The organism is Spongiimicrobium sp. 3-5, assembly GCF_046557915.1.
In the GTDB taxonomy this organism is placed as follows: domain Bacteria; phylum Bacteroidota; class Bacteroidia; order Flavobacteriales; family Flavobacteriaceae; genus JBHEBG01.
The window spans coordinates 1300347-1320568 of sequence record NZ_JBHEBG010000001.1; the positions used below are offsets into that span (position 1 = coordinate 1300347).

The window sequence follows — 20222 nt, forward strand, 5'->3', positions numbered from 1 at the left end:
TATAATTTTATAGTGTTATTCCCTATAAAACCCCTATAATGACAAGCTCAGTAGATTTACTGTCCCAAATACCCGACGTTATTGAAACCGCAAATTTTGAACACTATATCTCATCTATTGGTTATACCCATAAACCAGATTTGGATATAGGTGTTTTTAGGTGTTACCTTTTAAAACAAGACGAAAATTTACGAGATGTAATTTTCCTTGCCAAATTGGAAGGTGAAGAACGTTATTACAGTTTGGTGAAAAAGGATCAGGGAAATATTTTAAACTTCATTAAAAGAAGAATAGAGGATGGGGATAAGTTGATTAGCTTCAACCCTTCGAAAGACAATTTGATAGAGGCGAGTAATACGCTTGTGAATTTTCTTAAAGATGGTAATCCGCCTTTTAAATCGTCTTTGGAGAGCTACGGCAGTGGGGATTTGGATGATTTACTTAAAAATGCATTTTCTAGGTTTTACAAACTATACCCAATAGTTGATTTTGAGGTTATGGGTCATTATGGTATAGTTCCCGAAACTACCCAAAATATGGTGTTCCATAATTGCGCCTTTAATGCTAAACCTACTTTGAATTCTGTACTCGAGGAGCATGGCGTGCCAAATGTGGCTTTTCCTGTTGTGGACGAAAAAGGAAATCAGATCGGAATACATTTCTTGGATAATACGGACGATGCCGGTTTTAATGCCGATTTTACGGATTTATCGGGCTTATGGCTTACCAATGCCACTAAATTAAGTTATCATGAGAAAACACACTTTACCATGGTAAGCAAGCCTATTGAAGCCTATGCGCATTATCAATTCTTTCAAAAAAATAATGAAAGTATGGATAACCGAAGGTATTTCTGTCCTTTGTCTTTAAATGAAAACGCAATGCATCGCATAAGCAAACTATTGGAAAGTGAAAATAGCATACTTCATTTGGCCTGTAATGTTTCACATACGGATTTTCTGCGTGAAATACGACTGTTGATTTACCTAATGGCACAAAAGGACTACGGTATTCAACTTAACTATACCAATGAAACGGAGCTTGCCTTGCGCATTGGCCTGAAGGATGACCATGCCAAACTTTACGCGCAGTTCTTAAAGCGGATTTTAAAGTTCAACAGAGCAAGGGTGGAAGAGCTTACCATGAAATTGGGTAGGGAAGCAAATAACTTTGTAAAGACAGATATCATTAAGATAAATGAAAATAGGGCGAAAGGATTGATTAAAATTTTGGTGCCTTTAAACCATAAAACGCTCAATGCGTTTATTGGGATGTTGACGAAGAGTTTTCCTATAGGGTACACTGTTCACTTGGAAAAACCGCGATTTCTTAAATGGAGCAAACAGCAGCAGGCCGAAACGTGGCAAACGGAAAATGAAGATAACACCATAGATAAAGAGTCGGCTTTTATTACCATAATAAAATAACAATAAGATGTCCAAAAAAGAGAACAATTCCCATTTTCATTTAGTTGGGAAAAGAATATTTCATATCCGAAAAGAGATGAAACTGTCCCAAGAACAGTTTTCTCGGAAGGCGAACCTTAACAAAGGGGTTTTGCACCGAATTGAACATGGTACAGGGGGTACCATAGATAATTTTCTTAAGATTATGGTGTTCCTTCAGGAGAATCAGTACAATATAAAATGGCTCATTTATCAAAATAATGATTCGGAATTTATGACCGATGATGACCTTAGATTATATACTTTTCCCACAGGTGAGATTAAATCAAAAGCCAAGGAAATACTCAAAAATTCCCAATCACTGATAGATACGCTTAAAACAGTAGGGTTTTAGATTTTTTCAATATTGTTAGGGAGCCGCTCTAATGATTAAGGCTATAGTTGCTGCGAAGATCAATACCGCGATGCCCAACAAGATAGTGTCGCTTAATCCGGCCTTGTGCAAGTCTTCCGCGGTCAATGCAAATATCCAACTAAAAATAATTAGCTCCACAGTTGTTACAGTGCTACTAAACCTCATTTTTTTGGTCCGGGTGCCCTTGTTTGGTGTTCTTGCATTGGAAGATGTGGGTCTTTTTAGGGTAACCGCTTTCCCCAGTAAAAAACGATCAATAAGATAACTAAGGGCAATTTTGTCTTCGGCATTATCATTGGCATCGTACTGCTCCGAGTTTCTGTTTACGCGGGTTTTGGCCAAAAGATAACCCTGCGATGTCTGTTCTATCAATGTTTCGTAAATGCAGAAGCCAGTAGGACTTCTATGAAAAAAAAGCGTATTGTTTTCAACGAACGCAAACCATTTGTCCTCCATTTGTCTGGGCCTTATGCCTAAAATCAGTTGCTCATATTCGCTATTGGATATTTTTTTATTTAAGAGAAAGGAGGAAGTTTCCTTTGGCATAGGCAGATTTTTCCAATCTCCCCTTTGGACAATTGCATCGCTCATAAGGTATATAACATATCAGTTTTTGAATATAATTATATATAACATATAAATTTAAAAATTAAATTTAATATAATGTGTATTTATTTGTTTTATTACTAGTTTTGCCGCTCAAACACTAAAATTTAAATTAGAATGAAAAATGTTTTATTATTTACAACAGTGATCCTTTTTGCGTTGACAAGTGTTAGTGCCCAGGTTAAATTGGGTTTTGGATTGGGATATGCCTCACCCACGGGTGATGCGAAGGATTTTTTGGATGGTGGTATTTCCGGACATGCAGAACTAGGTTATGGCGTTACCGAGGACCTTGATGTTTCCTTGCTGTATCAGGGAGATTTTTTGGTAGGAGCTGAGTTGGATGGCGCTGGTGTTGGAAACCTTACTTTAAGTAGTTTTATGGCCAATACACGTTACTTTTTTACAAAATCCGGGTTTAGACCGTATGGGAGTCTGGGATTTGGTTTAACTAATGTTGGCGCAGTGGAACTAGAGGGGAGTGGGCTTTCCATTGAAGTTTTGGAAAGTACATCTAATTTCTCTTTCCGACCTGCGCTTGGCTTCAAATATGGGGTGCTAAATGTAAATGCCGCCTACTTAAGCGCCGGTAAAATTGGTGAGGGAGCCGCAGAACAGTCAATAGGTGATTTTACCTTCAACATTGGTCTTTTATTTACTATAGGAGGAGCTTAGTTTTTATTGCCGAGAGTTTAGTTTAGTAGTTAAAGCGGGAAAGTGCTAAAGCGTTCCCGCTTTTTTGTTTTGGAGTTTTGTCTATGATTTAAACTTTGGCAGCCAAAATTCGAAATAATTTTATGATAATATTTATATATTAAACGGAAAAGGTTAATCCAAAGTTATAAATAATATAAAAAAAATGTAATTATAGATAGGGTGCAAGGTGTTTGTGATAGTTTCGTTCCTTAAACAATAAAATATATTTGGAATGAAAAAATTAGTACTATTTGCAGCCTTGGTTTTCTTAGGGTCGGTTGCTACTTACGGACAGTTTAAAGTAGGTTTTGGGCTTGGATATATTACGCCTACGACCGAGATCAATGATGTTCTGGACAGCGGTATTTCGGGGCAATTGGAGTTGGGCTATGGCGTTACAGACAATCTGGATGTTTCCCTGTTGTTAATGCTTCACAGGTTAAGGGGCGGGGATGTCCTAAGTCCGTTCAGCAGTTTCGCTGAAATTGAAGATCTGTATGATCTATCTTACCTAGACGGTGATATGGCAAGTGCTATGATCCAAGGGCGGTATTACTTAACGAAATCGAAATCCAAATTTAAGTTTTATGTGGGGTTGGGGCTAGGTGTTACCCAAATTTTGTCCCTTGGGTATAAGTCTGGCAACACCTACATACCGCTTACCTATACGGCAACAAACTTTTCGTTTCGTCCCATGGTAGGGTTTACCTATGGAGTTCTTAATGTAAACCTTGCTTATTTGCATGCCGGAGCCATTGGCCCTAGCAGAATGAGGCAGTCGGTAGGGGGCTTAAGTCTCAATGTTGGACTTTTATTCAACTTATGGGATAAGAAACGTTAGTCCTTTACCAATCCGTACCCATAAATTATGTTTAAAAAAGGGGTCAGTGCTACGCATGCCCCTTTTTTATGTCTATTAGTTTTGCGATCCGGTAAAGAGTTTAATGGTATCATCGGATTGGTCTTCCCCCTTGGCTGCATCTGAGTACACCTCCCTCCAGAGATTGTCCCAGGCAAGATTCCAAATAGTATCGTAAACAGTGGAAGGAATATCTTCTTTGTTTATGGTTATCCTGATATCAATATTATTTAATAATTCATTGGGTTCCATATATTTAATGCTAAGCGCATCATATATGGCATTATAGTACAATTGAAGATGATAATTTCCCATTGGGACAACAAAGTCATAACCAATTACGCCAACGCCAAATTCGGTCTCAATGATTTCTGTCTTTTTTAATTTTTCGTTAACCTCATTCAGCAGTACCTGCCTAATACCCATGCGGAGTTTTTTTATTTTCATAAGTAAAACCTGTTTCATACTAATCCTTGTCAACAGTAACTTAAATGACCAAAGCAAGGAAATTTCCTACAAAAATATGTAATTAATACATATTATTAAAATATAAACAGATAATATTAATAAAATATATAAAAATTCTGAAAAGTAAATACCTTATTTAGGACTGAATTTGGAGTTGATACTAGAACGAAGATCTTGGCAATATCTGGGCTACGGGGTTACACAACTTATTATTAATGTATCTGTTGCAAGTCCTTATTATATAGTCCGATTAAGATACTGTTCCCATCAGCATCAATCTTAACCCCCCCGAACACGGCATTCTCAAACTTGTCGGCGTCTCCTTCCTGAAAGAAATAAGATTCGGCCCCAATGTTAATACTCCACTTGTCAGAAGTGTATTCAATAGGATGCTCGTTACGGTTTAAAGGAAGATTTTCCTTTTGAATTCTTACTCTTTCGGCAACTCCCCTTGAGTCTAACTTAACAATACAGAATCCTCGTTTAGAGATACTGTCATAGGCTACCCCCTCCGAAATCTTATAGCGCAACCGCATGTAATCTCCTTGCATCAATGACCTGGGATCTACTGGGGCCAGCTCCAATAGCACAAGCTGCCCGTCTGACAATAAAGCTTCTTTCTGGAAGATGGAATTGTTGAAGAGTACCAGCAAGATTATAAGATTGCCCAAAATAACAATCCGCCTATATTTTTTCATTTCTTTTTTTATTGCTTAACACATAACATAAGATAAATACGAGCCCAGTTGAAAAAAGAATCATAGATTTCGTAAGCAGGGTAAAACCCAAATCGTAATAATACTGCGAAATAAAATAAGCCAGTGCAACAATTCCCAAAGCAAAACTGGTTTTATAATTAACCAAAAACGACAGCAGAACAAGTACCATTGCTCCCAAAATAGAAGGGGAGAAAATAGTAGTGGCCAATATTAGGGTGGTTAATGAATAAATTAGGATTTTATCTCGCAAATTTTCAATACCAAGAATTTTAATAATTCTGTAGACTAGATATATCACTATAAACAACGCCGGGATAGCGGAAACCCAAACATAATCTATGCTTATCGGTATTAGATCTCTTTTTCCAATGCATACCAGGCCCACTAGCAAGGCCACGGCCAAACCTATCCGTATGGGATCGTATAATCTGGACATTTTTTTGCCCATGGTAATGATTTTTGCCTCATTAAGTACAACATAGGTAAGCAGCACCATTACACAGGTATTGTATAGATGAATAAAATCGTATAAAAAGTTAGACATCATTAATACCAGAGTACCAACTGCAATTGTTAAGAAGGTGATAAAGGATAGTACGTAAGTTTGGGTAAGCATCAGAGTGCCTGCTCCTATTGCTATAATACTGATGGTAATCAGATCTTCATTTGTATTAAACTGTGCCATACCAAAACCTAATAGGAGAAGCCCAATGATATACATTGAAATACTTAGGGTGTCTATGATTAGTTTGTCAAATACTTTGTTCAGCCAAATAGCGGCACCTATGAAGATGGATCCAAATAGCAGAAGCCCCATATCGGAATCATAAAGCCCAGCAATGAACAGGAATCCTAAAAATGCGATAGTAGCTAAAAATCCACCGAGGACAGACATTATTTTGATTGCTAAACCAGACCTGTTTGCATCTTTTTTTACATACTCCTCCAAAATGGCTTGTTCATCACCCTTAAAACCATCTCCTTCCGATTTGGAAATGGTCTTCAAGAAGTCCTGTACCTGAGCTTCCCTATTCATTGGCCCATTTTTTTTGAATGTTTATCAATGATTTAATTACGGCGGTAACGCTTGCAATTAAGAAAAGGCAGACTACTAAAAACATTCCTGGGTCGTCCGTTACATTTATTAAGAAGGCAGACACCATAACAATTAGACTAAAAGGAATAACAGCTAAGTAAAATATCCTTTTATGTGTCAAACCGTACCTCATACCAAGTGTAAAGGCTATTGCCGTTACAAGAAACAATATCCAAAAAAAAGTTCCTTGATCATCAAAAATGCCTACGGTAATACCGATTGTTGTTATACTTACCGCGGCCAATGCCAACACATTGGAGAACCATCGTGGGAAATGTGTTCCCGGTCTTACGTTGGACCCCCATAGTCCAAGTAACAGAAAGCTTGTATTAATTACAAAGAGCAATAAAAAAATAAAACTGCCAGACCAATTGTGGGCTACCTGTTCTGCATATAGCACTACGGTGGTATTTATTAAAGTAATGTATACCAACCATAGCGGTGCAAAATTTGCAACTAACACCCATAAGGTAATAAACATGGTCCAGCCCAAGAAAAAATCATAAGCATTGGCCCCTGTTTGATAGATTTGTCCGAAAACCGCGAACAGCACACCAACCAATACGGATATTCCGGTTAGAACAATGTTTTTGATCCCCAATTTTAATTTGGAGAACAATACTATTAATGTGGTAATTACAATAAGGCCTTCGATAAGACCAATTTTGGCAAACTTGTGAAGCTCCTGCCAATTATATGCAAAAAAGAAAATTATCCCGGCAGTGCTAAAAGTAACGCCCAAAGAAATAAACAACAGCCTAAGGAACTTACCCCAAGATACCGCATTGTTGTATACTCTTTCCTTAAGAAATTTATCTACCCCGTTTTCGGACCAATTGCTATGCCTGCCAATTATATAGATGTCATCACGTTCGATATTGGTGGTAGATGGACTGATTTTATTTGGCACCTTGTTTGGCAGTTTGGACATTCCTAAAAATAGCCAATTTTCATCAGAAATTCAGATTTTAATTAAACGCAATGATCTAATTGGAAGGTATCCGACCAGTTGGCGTAACGAATTTCCCACGGCCGGCATAGACCTTTACAATTACAGAAAACAACAATATACCCAATGGCTAAATCAGAGCTCTTCACAAAGAAATCCGCTACGCTCCAAGGCCGAAACGATGGCCACGGCAGGTAATTTTTGCGCTTCTACCCTGAGGATCTTATCGCAGTCCTCTAAATCAAAATTCCACCTCCCTTTAGGGTTCACCAAATTGTTCAATAAAGGCTTAAGTTGTCTTACTTCATTATCTTGGGTAACCGATGTTTTAAATACCAATACTGTTTTCATGATTGTGCTTTTTGTTGATGTGTTGTTGTTTTCATTTGCCAAATGACCTGTCAACTTTGTGTCTAACAAAATTAAATAAGCAGGGTGACAGCCCTTTGTCAGTAGGAAAAAACAAATTGAATGTTTTTGTGTTAAACAGCCGAAAGGGGTATAGTTTTCGCATTTATTTTTCCACGAAATCTTATCTTTGAGAGATATACCATTTCTTCATGAGCACGGACACGCTAAAGCGATTCGATAGAATCATTGCCATACTTATTCAGTTACAATCCAAACGAATAGTTAGGGCGCAAGAACTAGCAGATCGCTTTGAAGTAAGTCTTCGAACTATCTATCGCGATATACGTACTTTAGAATCTTCTGGTGTGCCCATTGTAAGCGAAGCGGGTATAGGATACTCTATAATGGACGGTTACCGTCTGCCGCCTGTAATGTTTACCAGGGAAGAGGCAGGTAGTTTTGTAGCGGCCGAAAAACTGATGCAAAAATTCACGGACAAAGCATTGGGGGCTTATTACGAGTCCGCAATGTACAAGGTGAAATCTGTTTTACAGGGGAAAGAAAAAGATTGGATCAATGCTTTGGAATCCCAAGTGCGCATAAATCCGGCACAAGATCTTTTTAATGAGAGTATTTCCGATGCCTTGGAAATCCTTTTCGAGAGCATTGCTGAAAAGACACAAGTATTCCTAAAATACCAATCCCTGCGTGAAGAAGATCCCAGAGAACGTATAATTGAGCCTGTGGGCCTGTTTCATGAGAACAATTTTTGGTATGTATTGGGTTATTGCCATATTAGGGCAGACTATAGACAATTCCGAACCGATCGCATTCTAAAAATTAGTAGAACAGGTCATTCATTTTTACAAGAACACCCATCACTCGATGAACTTCGGAGCTCTTGTGAGCTTTTACCAAAAACCAAAATTAGGATATCAGTAGACCAGAAGGTGGCCCGATACCTTAGTGCGGGGAGAAATCAATACGGTTTTGTTTCAGAGAAAACTGTAAAGGATAAGATTGAGATGACATTTATGGCCCCACATATGGAACACGGTTTTGCAAGATGGTATTTAATGTTCAGCGATTATGCTACCATTTTAGAGCCGGAAACCCTTAAAGACCAAATAAAGGACATGTTAAAACGGGCAACAGCGCAGTTAACCTAAGACAGCCAATTTACATAAAGAAAATTACAGCAAATTTAAGACCCAACGAACGTTCGGAAGGTAAGACTAATTCTGGGTGTTCTAACCTTTTTGGTTTTAGGAATACTATGGAGCCAGTTTTCTTGGGTATTATCTTTCATTACCAACAAACTGCCATGTTCCAAATGTATAGCGGTGTTTTCTTTAGTTTTTTTGTGTTTAAACATCAATTTACGTTCTGCACCTAGGCTAACCGCGGCAATTGTGGTGTTATGGCCCAAAGATTTTTCGTTATCACTATGCCAAGACATCCCTTCCTTACCAGAGTGGTAGAGGTTTAGCAAGCAAGAGTTAAACGTTACCCCTGTCTTTTGCTCAACCTTTTTTTTAAGGAGCATTATTTCAGGTATCCAAGGCAACGATTGTTTTGTGGTACCCGAATAGGTATACGAAAAATGACCATCGCCGTACCACGCTACCTTACGATCTGTAACGATTCGTTTTCCATAGATTACTGCTTCATCATGGACCCAGGAAATACACTCCAACAAATTTGTAAACTGTATAGAGGCTTCGTAATTTGATAAAATACTCCCGTAGTATATAACATTACCATCATAGGGCAACCTGTTTGAAAGGGGATCGGTATTAAATAAGTCCATCTTTCCAAATTTTATAATCACCTCTCATGCAATGCCCGCAAGGCCTGTAACCAGCACTTATGGCTTCTGCTTCCGAAGTAAAGAATACACGGTTGGTTTTTTTCATTCGCTTGCCTGATCTACAATGTAAAGTACCATAAATTTTTAAGTTTTTGTTGCCTCCCAGCACTATATTTTTTTGCTTTAATAGTCTAAAAAGAACAGTGTCAGAGATATCCTTATGGTAGTATATATTAACTCTGTGCATCATGAAAAATAATCCCTAGGGTATGCCTTTCTCCTTCCAATACCTCGCTAACACCATGCTTCATACTAACCCGATAATATCCCTTTTTTCCCCTTACAGGTCTAAAATTGGTGCAAAATATAAGCATATCACCTAATTTTGGACGTAAAACAATAGCCTTGGATTGTGCACGCGGTACCTGTTCAGTAAGTACAAATTCACCACCTTGATAGTCCTTGCCCTCTTCATTTAAGAACAGAACGGCCTGCATAGGAAAATAGATTTCCCCATATAAATCCTGATGTAATGTATTGTAGCCGCCTTTTCTATATTTTAGAATAAGCGGAGTGGCCAATTTTTGCCCTTGAGCAGCACATTTTTTTAATAGCGTGGTATGCTCCGCAGGAAAAGCCTTATCAATTTTAAGTGCTTTCATCCAGAGGTTTGCTATCGGAGCTAACTTGGGATAGACCAAAGTGCGAAGGGTTTGTATAATTTCGGGTAAGGGGTATCTAAAATAACGGTATTCCCCAGACCCAAATCTATAACGTTCCATAACAACGGTTTTACGAAAAAGCCCATCCTCTGAATAGCATGCTTTGAGTGTCTCACAATCTACTTTTGATAAGAGTCTCGGAATAATAGCATACCCTTTGGAGCTTAAAGATTGGGAAACGTATTCCCAGTCCTGAAGTTTTATTTTTTCTTGCAAGCCGATCATTTTGAGATGTAGTTTAAAAGTAATTGATTATTTAGTGTGTACTTTGGCAGCTTCCCACCCTAAAATGGCTGTTTTTCGTGTGCTGCCCCAATGATACTGGCCAATATTTCCTGTAGATTGTATAACCCTGTGACAAGGTATTAGGAAAGCAATTGGATTGCTCCCTATGGCCGTACCCACAGCCCTAGAAGCTTTTGGTTTTTTGATATGCTTGGCAATATCCCCGTAGGTAGACAACTGGCCCTGGGGAATTTTAAGTAATGACTCCCATACCTTAAGTTGAAAATCGGTGCCTTTTAAATGCAATTTTATTTCTGATAGCTGAGTCCAATCATTGGCAAAAACTAGCAAGGCGTTTACCTGACTTTGATCTACCCGTTGATAAAAACTGGCCTTTGGAAAATGTTTTTTAAGCTCGTACAGTGCCTTTTCCTCATCTTCCACAAAAGCAATATGGCAAATACCTTTTGAAGTAGATGCAATAATTACGGTGCCGAAAGGACTTAAGGAATAACTGTAATTAATGGAAAGATTTTCACCGCCATTTTTATACTCTCCCGGGGTCATTCCTTCAATATTAATAAACAAATCGTGTAATCTACTAGTGCCAGAAAGCCCAGTATCCATGGCTGCATCAAACAAAGTGGCATCTTTGTCGCTTAGAATGTTCTTGGCATGTTCCACACTGATATATTGTAGAAATTTTTTAGGGCTTATACCTGCCCACTCCCTAAACAAGCGTTGAAAATGATAAGGGCTTAAATGTACTTTCTCAGCAATTTCGTCCAAATTGGGCTGTTCCTTAAAGTTATCCCCTATATAGGATATGGCGTTAGCAATACGTTCGTAGTTGTATTTTTCTTGCTCGTTCATAACTGTTAAATTAGAATTACACTACAAAAATAGTCCTGAGGGATCTCTCTTAAAACCCGATTCTTGCGGTTATGAGCGTATGTCGGTTGCAAGGTTAAGCGTTTCTAAGCCTAATAAGATTAGGAAGCCTTAGGGTTGGGATAATTATCGCTCTGATCCTCATCCCTAATGTCTAGGCATACAAAGTCCTTTTCTACCAGTAGCAATAGTTCCTTTCCATTTGCCAAGATCATTTTGTGTTGATATCCAACAATTTCGGTGTTTGCCCAAACGTTTCTCCAGGAATCCGGAAAATATAGAGTTATAGTATCATCTCCAAAATCGGCTCCCAGATTTTCAATACCTTCAAGTGCTTTAATTTTATAATGGAAGGGTTTGGTATTAAATAGGGTCTTTTCCGAAAAAGATCCTTTACTACAAAATGTTTCCACCTCGGTTCGGCTAAGTCTATAGCGAATGGAGTTTCCTTTAATTCGAATTTTCATGTGCTCCTTTGTTTTAGTAGAATGGTGCTGATCACCTGCTGTCAAAGTTACAATATGACAGGTTTAGTTTTGTTCCTTTTTGTTTACCAAGCCCTTGGTAAACTCGTTAAGGGTTTCCACTTTTTCTTCAAAATCGCCCTTTATCGTTTTTCGGTAAAGGTTTAGGTTCTTCACCAAATCGTCTATATTGTCGGGGATGACATCTTCAAAAAATTGACGTAGGCGTTTTGCGGTCGTAGGAGATTTACCGTTGGTAGAGATGGCTACTTTTACATTACCTTTTGTTACAATACCCCCCATGTAGAAATCGCAAAAAGGAGGGTTGTCCGCAACATTTACCAAAATGTGCCTTGCCCTGCAATCTCTATACACCTGTTCGTTAACCCCAACATCATCGGTGGTTGCTACTACCATATGATTACCTTCTAAGTATTTTGGTTCGTAGGCCGCTGTTGTAAGCACTATATTGTGCTGCTTTGCCAATAGCGCGGTATCATCCAAAAACTCCAAGGCAATCATGGATACCTTTGCATTTGGACTGGATTTGAGTAAAAATGTCAGCTTTTCCAAAGCCACATTACCCCCTCCTACAATAAGTACATTTAACTGTGCTACTTTAAGAAATATGGGGTAAAGTTCATTACGTTCCATGCTATCAACTTTGTTTAAGAATAATATTTGCAACTTCCCTTATCTTCCTTATGCCAATGGCGTAATGCAATAAGGATCTGGTCGTTTTTTACTTTGTAGGTTAAAGATAGAGTATCAATTTTGAAGCGCCTTGGAAATAAGATCTAAAGTGACCTTGGAGAGCGGTAATTTTAGTGCCTCTTGTTGCCCTTTGGCAGACATCTTTTGCCAAGTCTTTTGTAAAATGCCTATTAATTTTGACGTATCGTGTTTTTGCATAAAAGGCTCAAAATAAAATTCTAAAAACACCAAACAGATTACATCTTCGAGAGTTTGCGTTTCTTCATTTTTCTTTAATTGTTTCTTCTCCAAAAGAAAAACTACCTTTTTTATGGTTTCCTCATCATACCCTACACGGTTTAAAATTTCACTGGCTTTCCCCGCATGGAACTTTTTTAGTTCTTGCCGCCATTTTAGATAGCCTACCCTGTTCATTTCGTAAGAATCCCTGGGAATCTCCCATCTGCAAATATGTTGACATCTTGCTGTGAGCTGTAAGGGTTCTGAAGCTTGCGAATCAAAACTTTCCAATCTATCCGTCATTCGCATGGCGTACAGCAACTCTTTGGGAATTAGTCTCCCTTCAAACTCTTCCTTGTTGGGGTCCTTGCCATTGGCCTCATCAAAAAGCTGAAAAGCCTTTAACATTTTATCGGATCTTGCCATATGTTCCTGCATTTTGATTAAAACTATTTAGAAAAATTAAAGTATACAAAGCTACGTCTTAATTTAAAATGTTTATATTTTCTGTTGTGAGTTGAGGATATGATTTAGAAGGGCACTAACTATCTTTAAGAAAGTTGGAGATATCATAATTCTTAAATTTAAATGTATGTTTCATCCTAGAATAAGACGATATTTTTGGCAAGTGCTCTCCTTTGGGATCATCTGGTTGTTTTTCGGGTTGCTTTACATTTCTCTGGAGCTGGGTCTGCTTGGGGACTCCACGGAATATCCTTCTACTGGAAACAAATACAATTTTTGGAACTCGCTGATATTTACTGGTACGGGTAGTTTTGTTGTTGGATTGTTGCAAGGTTGGATAGAAGTGACATGGTTTAAAAAGCTATTTATGCATAATCCTTTTTGGGCCAAAATTTTATTTAAGAGCGGTTTTTATCTGGTTTTTGTAATCGTATTTCTAGCTATTCTGGTCTTAACAGCCAATGCACAACTCGTTAATACCAGTATTTTAGATCCCGTAGTTACGGATAGTTTGTCCCAATTTATGAGAGACTGGTCTTTCTGGAGCGTTGTTATTTATAGTGGGGTAATTTTGGAGATTGCGCTTTTCTATTCCGAGGCTGTAGATTATATGGGTAGCGGGGTCATCTATAACTATTCTTTTGGAAAGTACCATAGACCTGTTCTAGAGGAAAGAATATTTATGTTTTTGGACATGAAATCCTCTACGTCCATTGCGGAAACTTTAGGTCATAAAATGTATTTCAATTTATTAAAAAACTATTATGCCGATATGACCAATGCAATTTTGGAAACGTCCGGGGAGATTTATCAGTATGTGGGAGATGAGATTGTGGTCTCTTGGTCGGTTAAAAATGGTCTGCGTAAAAACAATTGTATCCGCTGTTTTGCCAAAATTTCCAAAAGACTGCAGCAAAAAGAGGATAACTACATAGAACGATTTGGTCTGGTACCGGCTTTTAAGGCGGGTTATCATATAGGTGAAGTCACAACGGGTGAAATAGGTATAATAAAGCGAAATATCATTTATACTGGAGATGTACTTAATACTACTGCCCGTATACAGGCCCAATGTAATGAGCACAACACAAAAATACTCTTATCAAAAAAGTTGGCAGATCAATTGGAGACAGATAATAGCTTTTCTCTTAACAAGATAGGCGAAATGATGCTAAGAGGTAAAAAAGAACCGATTCAACTGTTGAGCATTAATTTTTCTTGAATTACATCCTGCATATAATCCAAATTCTGCAATGCCATTTTGGTAAACTGAAATAAACTTAGGCATCTGTCCAGATTTTGACCCTTGTAGGAAACCTTATAATATTTATCGTTTTCGAGATAATCTGTTAATGCCCTAAGGCCGTGTAAAAATGGCATTAACACCACACCTAGGTGCAAAGATTTTTTTTCTTGATCCGTAAGAAAAGAAGAATTTACGGCCAAACCATTCACAAATGCCCGGAACAATTCTTTTTCAAAGGTAATTTTGTGAAGTTCTCTTTCATCTTCTTGGGCAGTATTCACAATGGTTCTAACAGCATCTCCAAAATCAAAATAGAAGTACCCTTTCATTATAGTATCAAGATCTATAAGGCAAAGGCTTTTCGTTTCCTTTTTGGAAAACAGGATATTGTTCAGTTTGGTATCATTATGACATACTCTAGGTGGTAATTTTGCATTTTTAAGTGAAGCCAATCTTGGAAAGGTATCTTTTGCAAAATCTACCGCGGCGGTGGCGGTGTTCAACTTATCTTTTTCTGCATGCAATTGGGCTTGCTCAAATTGTTCTTGTCTAAGTTGAAGGTTATGAAAATTGGGTATGGTATCTACAAACTCGGTTACATCTGCCTGCTGCAATAGGGTGTGGAATTTTCCAATGATCCTTCCGGCTTCAAAGGCTATTTCGGGATTTGTTGTTGTATTGTAGGTTAAACTTTGATCTATGAAGGTCATAAGCCTCCAAAAACCCTCTTCTCCTTGTTCAAAAAAGGCTTTCCCGGTCCTTGTCTTTACCAGTTCTATAGGGCTATAGCCATCGCCTACAAGGTAGGTCAGGGCTTTTTCCACGTTTCCCATAAGACCTATGACATCTTGAAATACCGAAGGATTTATCCGCTGAAAAATATAGATAGGAGCCATGTTGTCCAAAACCAAATAGGTGTCATTTATGTACCCATTGTTAATGGCCTGTAGCTCATATTTTTTCTTTGTAATGTGAAAGTGTTCTAAAAGCGAATTTAATTCTGCCGCATCTAATCCCCCCATATTCATTGTACTATTACCATAAAGGCGATGTATATTTACCAGATTTGGTCATGGTTTTCAACTGCTGCATTGCTTTTTCCTTATCACTGGCATAAGTTACCCCAAACCAGTTTCCATCCGATTGGAGTACTTCTACTTGTGTTTGGCGCTGCTGTACCATTTCTTCAATTACAAAGGGCAAATAAATCTCGCCCTTGGCAATATTGTCCGCATTAGCTATAAACGTTCTAAGATCTTTTTCAATATGTTTAAAAATAGAAGGTCTACAGATCCAAAAATTCATACTCACCAATTCATCTCCGGTGAATTCGGTGCCAGAATCAAAATCTTTTACTATAAGACCTTGTTGCTCCAATTTGGTATGCTCTTTTACCGAAAGTAAAATGTTCCCTTCCATTTTACAAACTCCTCGGGATACGGAACCGTGGGCAGATAAGGTGTCCTTTAATGTATACCCCACTAGGGCATAGGCATTACCTTCCATATTATTGTTTAGAAAATCTGCCGTTTTTTTGAAGGCTAGTTTACCATAATAGTCATCTGCATTGATTACGACAAATGGGGTAGAAATCAAGTTTCTGGCAGACCATACAGCATGGGCGGTCCCCCATGGTTTTATACGCTCTCCGGTAAATTTGGAACCCTCTGGTAAATCCGTAATTTCTTGTGCAATTACATCTAGACCAATACCTTTTGGTAATCTAGTGCTTAGATGATCATGTAAGAATTCAACATTTTCTTGCTTGGTGACCACTACAATATGGTCAAAACCGTTTTCTAGGGCGTCGTAGATACTAAATTCCATCAAGAACTCCCCTTTCGGACCCAGGTCATCAAATTGTTTTAGCTTGCCATATCGGCTCCCGCTGCCTGCGGCCATTAAAAGTAAAACCATTTTTTTTCTTTATGGCAGTAAAAATAAGTTTTCTTATGCTATTATGTGCTACTTCATAAAGATTTTCATAATTTAACCCTTCAATTAATCGTTTCGGTTTTTATGGTGTACAAATATCTTGTGCCAGTGATCCCTGCGGTAAAATTTAAAATCATATGAATTCTAGAAGAAAATTTATTAAAGAGACTTCCGTCCTTGGGGCCGGGGTGTTGGTTACACCAAGTTTTGCTTTGGATGTTATTGGACAGGACACCGAAAAATTGAATGTTGCAATGATTGGTGTTGGTCTTAGGGGGACCAATCATCTTGAAAACCTTTTAAGAAGAAAAGATATAAACCTCACCGCCGTTTGCGATGTAGATCCGTCCCGTATTGCCATTGCGAAGGACTTAGTTATAAAATCCGGGAGAAAGGAGCCCTTGGTTTTCGGAAAGAACGATTATGATTATAGAAATTTATTGGAACTTAAAGAAGTAGATGCCGTAATAATAGCAACACCCTGGTTGTGGCATACGCGCATGGCCGTAGATGCCATGAAAGCTGGTAAATATGCCGGTATAGAGGTTTCTGCTGCTAATACGATGGAAGAATGTTGGGATCTGGTGAACACCCATGAGCATACAGGTACACATTTAATGATTTTGGAGAATGTAAATTATAGAAGGGATGTTTTGGCCGTATTGAACATGGTAAGGCAAAACGTTTTTGGGGAATTGGTTCACTTTAGATGCGGATATCAACACGATTTACGTGAAGTGAAATTCAATAACGGAAAGCAAGCTTATGGTGGGGGTGTAGAATTTGGGGAAAATGCCATTTCGGAAGCAAAATGGAGAACTAACCACTCCGTAAAGCGCAATGCCGATGTATATCCTACCCATGGCTTGGGCCCTATAGCCGTTATGGCAGATATAAACCGCGGTAACAGGTTTGTTTCTATGACCGCCAACGCCACAAAAGGGATTGGGCTTCATAATCATATTGTAAAACATGGAGGTAAAGACCATCCGAATGCCAAGGTTAAGTTTAAACAGGGAGATGTGATTACCTCTACCATAGAAACCTCTAACGGAGAAACCATAATAGTAACCCATGATTGCAATTTACCACGACCTTATTCTTTAGGATTTAGGGTACAGGGCGCCAATGGTCTTTGGGAAGTGGATGGTAATAGAATATATGTAGAAGGAAAATCTGAACCCCATGAATGGGATGCCGCTGACGAATGGCTTAAAAAGTATGATCATCCGCTTTGGAAAAAATTTGGCGAATATGCAGAAGGTGCTGGCCATGGAGGCATGGACTTTTTTGTTATAAATGCTTTTGTGGAATCTGCCAAACGCAAGGTGGCTCCCCCAATGGACGTATATGACGCCGCGGCATGGAGCGCCATTACACCGCTATCGGAAATATCCATAGAAAACAATGGGGCACCTCAAGATTTCCCCGACTTTACCAGAGGTCTCTGGATTAACAGAACGCCTTATAATTGGATGAAAGAGGATTATTGATCTTAAACTTCAAAGGAAACATAAGCTGTAGAATAAACAGCTAACCTGACTTTTATCATGTTTTTAGTTCTTGTAGGAGCCTATTTTTGAACGAAATAAAAGACACCTATGTGTGGATTGGTTCAGAAATACAATGTTGCAGGGCCCCGATATACAAGCTATCCTACGGTTCCGTACTGGAATGCCGATGCCTTTTCCGGCAAACAATGGAAACTTACGGTGCAAAAGAGTTTCGCCGAAAGTAATGCCAGCGAAGGAATAAGCCTTTATATACATCTTCCTTTTTGCGAAAGCATGTGCACTTTTTGTGGCTGTCATAAACGCATTACCAAGCGCCATGAAGTAGAGGTTCCATACATCAATGCCATTTTGAAGGAATGGAAACTCTATTGTGATCTTTTTGGTGCCAGGCCTAAGATAAAAGAACTTCATCTGGGCGGAGGAACTCCTACTTTTTTTAAACCAGAAAATTTAACCTTGCTGGTCAACGGATTGTTTAGAAGGGCCACTAGAGCTTCGGATTATGAATTTAGTTTTGAAGGCCACCCGAACAATACCACAAAAGCCCACCTAAAGGTACTTTACGATTTAGGTTTTAGAAGGGTGAGTTTTGGGGTCCAGGACTATAACGAAACTGTTCAGAAGGCCATACACAGGATACAGTCTTACGAAAAGGTTAAGCAAGTAACGGATACGGCCCGTGAAATAGGATACACCTCTATTGGGCATGATATTATTTTTGGTCTGCCATTTCAAACATTAAAACATGTAGAGCAGACTATTTTGAGAACCAAAGAGCTTATGCCAGACCGTTTGGCATTTTATAGTTATGCCCATGTGCCTTGGCTAAAAGGAAATGGACAGAGGGGGTATAAGGATACAGATTTACCATCTGCCCCTGAAAAGCGAGCGCAATATGAAAACGGTAAAAAACTGTTGGCTGAAGTAGGTTATACCGAAATAGGGATGGATCATTTTGCACTAAAGACGGATAGTTTGTACCAGTCTATGCAGAACGAAAAACTCCACAGGAATTTCATGGGGTATACAGCTTCCAAAACACAGCTAATGATTGGACTTGGGGCATCAAGTATTAGCGATAGTTGGTACGCATTTGCCCAGAATGTCAAAAGCTTAGAGGAGTACTATCACCTTCTGGAAAACGATTTTATACCTATTTATAGGGGCCATATATTAACAGAGGAAGATCAAATAATAAGAAGGCATATCCTAAACTTAATGTGCGGTTTAAACACTTCTTGGAGCGATACCTCGTCTTACTTCGACGCCTTACCCCAAGTGGTTGAAAGATTGGGCGAAATGGAAGTTGATGGCTTGGTCCAAATTAATTCCGATAGTGTTCTAGTTACTAAAAAGGGACGTCCTTTCGTGAGGAATATATGTATGGCGTTTGATGTGCGCTTGCATAGAAAAGCACCGGAAACACAGTTGTTTTCCATGACCATTTAAATTTTGTAACCCTAAATCTCGTTACCTATGAAAAAAATAATAGTACCCTTGGATTTTTCAGAACAGTCAGGATACGCATTAAAAGTGGCCGCATCCCTGGCCAAGAAGTACGAAGCAGAGATTTTTGCATTGCACATGTTAGAATTGTCCGATACTACCTTGTCCTCTAGTGGATTACCCCCGGAGCAAGCGGTGTTTCTTTTAAAGTTGGCAGAAAAAAGATTCAATGATTTTTTGGATAAGCCATTTTATAAGGGCGTAAAAATTACTCCTATCGTTAAACATTATAAGGTTTTGGCCGAGGTAAATGAAATTGCCAAGAAACATAACGCCGATCTTGTAGTTATGGGATCTCATGGAACAGATGGACTTAAGGAAATATTTATCGGTTCAAATGCGGAGAAAGTGGTACGTAACTCCGATATACCTGTATTAGTGGTAAAAAACGACCTCGCTGATTTTAAGATGGAAAACTTTGTTTTCGCATGCGATTTCAAAGACGATAGTTTGGTGGCATTCCAAAAGGCGAGATCCTTTGCCGATACCGTATCCGCAAAACTTCATTTGGTCTATATAAACACCCCGGGGGATAATTTTTTAAGTACATCGGATGCCTATAAACGAATATCCAGCTTTTTGCAAAAAGCGGGGGCAGGCAAGGAGGTAGCTATATACAATGACTACAGTGTGGAAAAAGGCGTTCTTAATTATAGCGAAAATATTAATGCGGATGTCATTGGTATCCCCACCCATGGTCGTAAAGGCCTTTCCCATTTCTTTATGGGCAGCATAGGGGAAGATTTGGCCAATCATGCCAATATACCAGTGTTGACGTTTAAAATCTAGCGATTCGATAGATTTGTTAGTTGATGTGTGAAGGAGGAAACTAATTGTGGTTTCCTCCTTCTTTTGTGCAAGTATTTGATAGATGAGCTGGGACCATATACTACAAGATTGACCTTAGAAACCGGTGTCTGTTTTGCTAAAATTGTCAGAGAGGTAA

At 38.6% G+C, this 20222-nt stretch carries 24 protein-coding genes; 9 read left to right on the forward strand and 15 right to left on the reverse strand.

Annotation, left to right across the window (positions count from 1 at the left end):
* Nucleotides 1–38: 38 nt before the first annotated feature.
* Both ACEQ81_RS05630 and ACEQ81_RS05635 read left to right on the forward strand, forming a co-directional pair.
* The gene (locus ACEQ81_RS05630; protein ID WP_411029869.1) at nucleotides 39–1427 is read left to right on the forward strand and encodes a hypothetical protein; all 1389 of its coding nucleotides are present in this window, start codon (nucleotides 39–41) and stop codon (nucleotides 1425–1427) included.
* Between the two features lie 7 nt (nucleotides 1428–1434).
* Nucleotides 1435–1800, forward strand: a complete 366-nt coding sequence (locus tag ACEQ81_RS05635) for a helix-turn-helix domain-containing protein (protein ID WP_411029870.1) — start codon at nucleotides 1435–1437, stop codon at nucleotides 1798–1800.
* Nucleotides 1801–1815: 15 nt separating this feature from the next.
* Here the strand turns inward: ACEQ81_RS05635 and ACEQ81_RS05640 are convergent, their stop codons facing one another.
* Nucleotides 1816–2412 carry a hypothetical protein gene (locus ACEQ81_RS05640; protein ID WP_411029871.1) on the reverse strand — a complete coding sequence of 199 codons (597 nt, stop codon included), beginning with the start codon at nucleotides 2410–2412 and terminating at the stop codon, nucleotides 1816–1818.
* Nucleotides 2413–2544: 132 nt separating this feature from the next.
* On the opposite strand from ACEQ81_RS05640, the gene ACEQ81_RS05645 reads away from it, so the two are divergent.
* Nucleotides 2545–3102, forward strand: coding sequence for a hypothetical protein (locus ACEQ81_RS05645; RefSeq protein WP_411029872.1), 558 nt, complete (start codon nucleotides 2545–2547; stop codon nucleotides 3100–3102).
* A gap of 253 nt (nucleotides 3103–3355) precedes the next feature.
* Nucleotides 3356–3964, forward strand: a complete 609-nt coding sequence (locus ACEQ81_RS05650) for a hypothetical protein (protein ID WP_411029873.1) — start codon at nucleotides 3356–3358, stop codon at nucleotides 3962–3964.
* Between the two features lie 75 nt (nucleotides 3965–4039).
* On the opposite strand, the gene ACEQ81_RS05655 is transcribed toward ACEQ81_RS05650, so the two are convergent.
* From ACEQ81_RS05655 to ACEQ81_RS05675, 5 genes are all read right to left on the reverse strand, one after another.
* Nucleotides 4040–4429: a hypothetical protein gene (locus tag ACEQ81_RS05655; protein ID WP_411029874.1), complete on the reverse strand. Its 390-nt coding sequence runs from the start codon at nucleotides 4427–4429 to the stop codon at nucleotides 4040–4042.
* 233 nt (nucleotides 4430–4662) lie between these two features.
* Nucleotides 4663–5148 carry a GDYXXLXY domain-containing protein gene (locus tag ACEQ81_RS05660; RefSeq protein WP_411029875.1) on the reverse strand — a complete coding sequence of 162 codons (486 nt, stop codon included), beginning with the start codon at nucleotides 5146–5148 and terminating at the stop codon, nucleotides 4663–4665.
* The gene (locus tag ACEQ81_RS05665; protein ID WP_411029876.1) at nucleotides 5135–6205 is read right to left on the reverse strand and encodes a DUF4401 domain-containing protein; all 1071 of its coding nucleotides are present in this window, start codon (nucleotides 6203–6205) and stop codon (nucleotides 5135–5137) included. Before ACEQ81_RS05665 ends, ACEQ81_RS05660 begins: the two co-directional genes overlap by 14 nt.
* On the reverse strand, nucleotides 6198–7196 hold the full coding sequence (locus ACEQ81_RS05670; protein ID WP_411029877.1) for a DUF2157 domain-containing protein: 999 nt from the start codon (nucleotides 7194–7196) through the stop codon (nucleotides 6198–6200). Before ACEQ81_RS05670 ends, ACEQ81_RS05665 begins: the two co-directional genes overlap by 8 nt.
* 153 nt (nucleotides 7197–7349) lie before the next feature.
* Nucleotides 7350–7565 (reverse strand): hypothetical protein, encoded by a 216-nt coding sequence (locus tag ACEQ81_RS05675; protein ID WP_411029878.1) that lies wholly within the window; start codon nucleotides 7563–7565, stop codon nucleotides 7350–7352.
* Between the two features lie 209 nt (nucleotides 7566–7774).
* Between ACEQ81_RS05675 and ACEQ81_RS05680 the strand changes: the two genes are divergently transcribed.
* Complete coding sequence (locus tag ACEQ81_RS05680; RefSeq protein ID WP_411029879.1) at nucleotides 7775–8734, forward strand: helix-turn-helix transcriptional regulator; 960 nt, start codon at nucleotides 7775–7777, stop codon at nucleotides 8732–8734.
* Between the two features lie 35 nt (nucleotides 8735–8769).
* Here the strand turns inward: ACEQ81_RS05680 and ACEQ81_RS05685 are convergent, their stop codons facing one another.
* The 7 genes from ACEQ81_RS05685 to ACEQ81_RS05715 form a co-directional block, all read right to left on the reverse strand.
* The gene (locus ACEQ81_RS05685) at nucleotides 8770–9375 is read right to left on the reverse strand and encodes an alpha-ketoglutarate-dependent dioxygenase AlkB family protein (protein ID WP_411029880.1); all 606 of its coding nucleotides are present in this window, start codon (nucleotides 9373–9375) and stop codon (nucleotides 8770–8772) included.
* Nucleotides 9362–9625, reverse strand: coding sequence for an Ada metal-binding domain-containing protein (locus ACEQ81_RS05690; protein WP_411029881.1), 264 nt, complete (start codon nucleotides 9623–9625; stop codon nucleotides 9362–9364). The genes ACEQ81_RS05685 and ACEQ81_RS05690 overlap by 14 nt, the downstream gene beginning before the upstream one ends.
* Nucleotides 9609–10322, reverse strand: a complete 714-nt coding sequence (locus ACEQ81_RS05695; protein ID WP_411029882.1) for a 2OG-Fe(II) oxygenase — start codon at nucleotides 10320–10322, stop codon at nucleotides 9609–9611. Before ACEQ81_RS05695 ends, ACEQ81_RS05690 begins: the two co-directional genes overlap by 17 nt.
* Before the next feature lie 27 nt (nucleotides 10323–10349).
* Nucleotides 10350–11195 carry a bifunctional helix-turn-helix domain-containing protein/methylated-DNA--[protein]-cysteine S-methyltransferase gene (locus ACEQ81_RS05700; protein WP_411029883.1) on the reverse strand — a complete coding sequence of 282 codons (846 nt, stop codon included), beginning with the start codon at nucleotides 11193–11195 and terminating at the stop codon, nucleotides 10350–10352.
* A 119-nt stretch (nucleotides 11196–11314) separates the two neighbouring features.
* Complete coding sequence (locus ACEQ81_RS05705; RefSeq protein WP_411029884.1) at nucleotides 11315–11680, reverse strand: DUF7009 family protein; 366 nt, start codon at nucleotides 11678–11680, stop codon at nucleotides 11315–11317.
* Between the two features lie 63 nt (nucleotides 11681–11743).
* Nucleotides 11744–12331 (reverse strand): bifunctional precorrin-2 dehydrogenase/sirohydrochlorin ferrochelatase, encoded by a 588-nt coding sequence (locus ACEQ81_RS05710; RefSeq protein ID WP_411029885.1) that lies wholly within the window; start codon nucleotides 12329–12331, stop codon nucleotides 11744–11746.
* A gap of 114 nt (nucleotides 12332–12445) precedes the next feature.
* Nucleotides 12446–13036 carry a DUF4202 domain-containing protein gene (locus ACEQ81_RS05715; protein WP_411029886.1) on the reverse strand — a complete coding sequence of 197 codons (591 nt, stop codon included), beginning with the start codon at nucleotides 13034–13036 and terminating at the stop codon, nucleotides 12446–12448.
* Between the two features lie 166 nt (nucleotides 13037–13202).
* Between ACEQ81_RS05715 and ACEQ81_RS05720 the strand changes: the two genes are divergently transcribed.
* Nucleotides 13203–14297: an adenylate/guanylate cyclase domain-containing protein gene (locus ACEQ81_RS05720; RefSeq protein ID WP_411029887.1), complete on the forward strand. Its 1095-nt coding sequence runs from the start codon at nucleotides 13203–13205 to the stop codon at nucleotides 14295–14297.
* Here the strand turns inward: ACEQ81_RS05720 and ACEQ81_RS05725 are convergent.
* Complete coding sequence (locus ACEQ81_RS05725; protein ID WP_411029888.1) at nucleotides 14270–15343, reverse strand: phosphotransferase enzyme family protein; 1074 nt, start codon at nucleotides 15341–15343, stop codon at nucleotides 14270–14272. The genes ACEQ81_RS05720 and ACEQ81_RS05725 overlap by 28 nt on opposite strands.
* A 13-nt stretch (nucleotides 15344–15356) precedes the next feature.
* Nucleotides 15357–16238: an NDP-sugar synthase gene (locus ACEQ81_RS05730; protein WP_411029889.1), complete on the reverse strand. Its 882-nt coding sequence runs from the start codon at nucleotides 16236–16238 to the stop codon at nucleotides 15357–15359.
* Between the two features lie 155 nt (nucleotides 16239–16393).
* On the opposite strand from ACEQ81_RS05730, the gene ACEQ81_RS05735 reads away from it, so the two are divergent.
* The 3 genes from ACEQ81_RS05735 (at nucleotide 16394) to ACEQ81_RS05745 (ending at nucleotide 20065) form a co-directional block, all read left to right on the forward strand.
* Complete coding sequence (locus tag ACEQ81_RS05735) at nucleotides 16394–17749, forward strand: Gfo/Idh/MocA family protein (RefSeq protein WP_411029890.1); 1356 nt, start codon at nucleotides 16394–16396, stop codon at nucleotides 17747–17749.
* Nucleotides 17750–17857: 108 nt separating this feature from the next.
* On the forward strand, nucleotides 17858–19219 hold the full coding sequence (gene hemN, locus ACEQ81_RS05740; RefSeq protein ID WP_411029891.1) for an oxygen-independent coproporphyrinogen III oxidase: 1362 nt from the start codon (nucleotides 17858–17860) through the stop codon (nucleotides 19217–19219).
* A 27-nt stretch (nucleotides 19220–19246) separates the two neighbouring features.
* Nucleotides 19247–20065, forward strand: coding sequence for a universal stress protein (locus ACEQ81_RS05745; RefSeq protein ID WP_411029892.1), 819 nt, complete (start codon nucleotides 19247–19249; stop codon nucleotides 20063–20065).
* The last annotated feature ends 157 nt before the right edge of the window (nucleotides 20066–20222 follow it).

Excerpts from the sequence above, each read along its gene's own strand:
- ACEQ81_RS05630 (WP_411029869.1), top strand. The coding sequence starts at position 39 with ATGACAAGCTCAGTAGATTTACTGTCCCAAATACCCGACGTTATTGAA.
- ACEQ81_RS05635 (WP_411029870.1), top strand. The coding sequence starts at position 1,435 with ATGTCCAAAAAAGAGAACAATTCCCATTTTCATTTAGTTGGGAAAAGA.
- ACEQ81_RS05640 (WP_411029871.1), bottom strand. The coding sequence starts at position 2,412 with ATGAGCGATGCAATTGTCCAAAGGGGAGATTGGAAAAATCTGCCTATG.
- ACEQ81_RS05645 (WP_411029872.1), top strand. The coding sequence starts at position 2,545 with ATGAAAAATGTTTTATTATTTACAACAGTGATCCTTTTTGCGTTGACA.
- ACEQ81_RS05650 (WP_411029873.1), top strand. The coding sequence starts at position 3,356 with ATGAAAAAATTAGTACTATTTGCAGCCTTGGTTTTCTTAGGGTCGGTT.
- ACEQ81_RS05655 (WP_411029874.1), bottom strand. The coding sequence starts at position 4,429 with ATGAAAATAAAAAAACTCCGCATGGGTATTAGGCAGGTACTGCTGAAT.
- ACEQ81_RS05660 (WP_411029875.1), bottom strand. The coding sequence starts at position 5,148 with ATGAAAAAATATAGGCGGATTGTTATTTTGGGCAATCTTATAATCTTG.
- ACEQ81_RS05665 (WP_411029876.1), bottom strand. The coding sequence starts at position 6,205 with ATGAATAGGGAAGCTCAGGTACAGGACTTCTTGAAGACCATTTCCAAA.
- ACEQ81_RS05670 (WP_411029877.1), bottom strand. The coding sequence starts at position 7,196 with ATGTCCAAACTGCCAAACAAGGTGCCAAATAAAATCAGTCCATCTACC.
- ACEQ81_RS05675 (WP_411029878.1), bottom strand. The coding sequence starts at position 7,565 with ATGAAAACAGTATTGGTATTTAAAACATCGGTTACCCAAGATAATGAA.
- ACEQ81_RS05680 (WP_411029879.1), top strand. The coding sequence starts at position 7,775 with ATGAGCACGGACACGCTAAAGCGATTCGATAGAATCATTGCCATACTT.
- ACEQ81_RS05685 (WP_411029880.1), bottom strand. The coding sequence starts at position 9,375 with ATGGACTTATTTAATACCGATCCCCTTTCAAACAGGTTGCCCTATGAT.
- ACEQ81_RS05690 (WP_411029881.1), bottom strand. The coding sequence starts at position 9,625 with ATGATGCACAGAGTTAATATATACTACCATAAGGATATCTCTGACACT.
- ACEQ81_RS05695 (WP_411029882.1), bottom strand. The coding sequence starts at position 10,322 with ATGATCGGCTTGCAAGAAAAAATAAAACTTCAGGACTGGGAATACGTT.
- ACEQ81_RS05700 (WP_411029883.1), bottom strand. The coding sequence starts at position 11,195 with ATGAACGAGCAAGAAAAATACAACTACGAACGTATTGCTAACGCCATA.
- ACEQ81_RS05705 (WP_411029884.1), bottom strand. The coding sequence starts at position 11,680 with ATGAAAATTCGAATTAAAGGAAACTCCATTCGCTATAGACTTAGCCGA.
- ACEQ81_RS05710 (WP_411029885.1), bottom strand. The coding sequence starts at position 12,331 with ATGGAACGTAATGAACTTTACCCCATATTTCTTAAAGTAGCACAGTTA.
- ACEQ81_RS05715 (WP_411029886.1), bottom strand. The coding sequence starts at position 13,036 with ATGGCAAGATCCGATAAAATGTTAAAGGCTTTTCAGCTTTTTGATGAG.
- ACEQ81_RS05720 (WP_411029887.1), top strand. The coding sequence starts at position 13,203 with ATGTTTCATCCTAGAATAAGACGATATTTTTGGCAAGTGCTCTCCTTT.
- ACEQ81_RS05725 (WP_411029888.1), bottom strand. The coding sequence starts at position 15,343 with ATGGGGGGATTAGATGCGGCAGAATTAAATTCGCTTTTAGAACACTTT.
- ACEQ81_RS05730 (WP_411029889.1), bottom strand. The coding sequence starts at position 16,238 with ATGGTTTTACTTTTAATGGCCGCAGGCAGCGGGAGCCGATATGGCAAG.
- ACEQ81_RS05735 (WP_411029890.1), top strand. The coding sequence starts at position 16,394 with ATGAATTCTAGAAGAAAATTTATTAAAGAGACTTCCGTCCTTGGGGCC.
- hemN (WP_411029891.1), top strand. The coding sequence starts at position 17,858 with ATGTGTGGATTGGTTCAGAAATACAATGTTGCAGGGCCCCGATATACA.
- ACEQ81_RS05745 (WP_411029892.1), top strand. The coding sequence starts at position 19,247 with ATGAAAAAAATAATAGTACCCTTGGATTTTTCAGAACAGTCAGGATAC.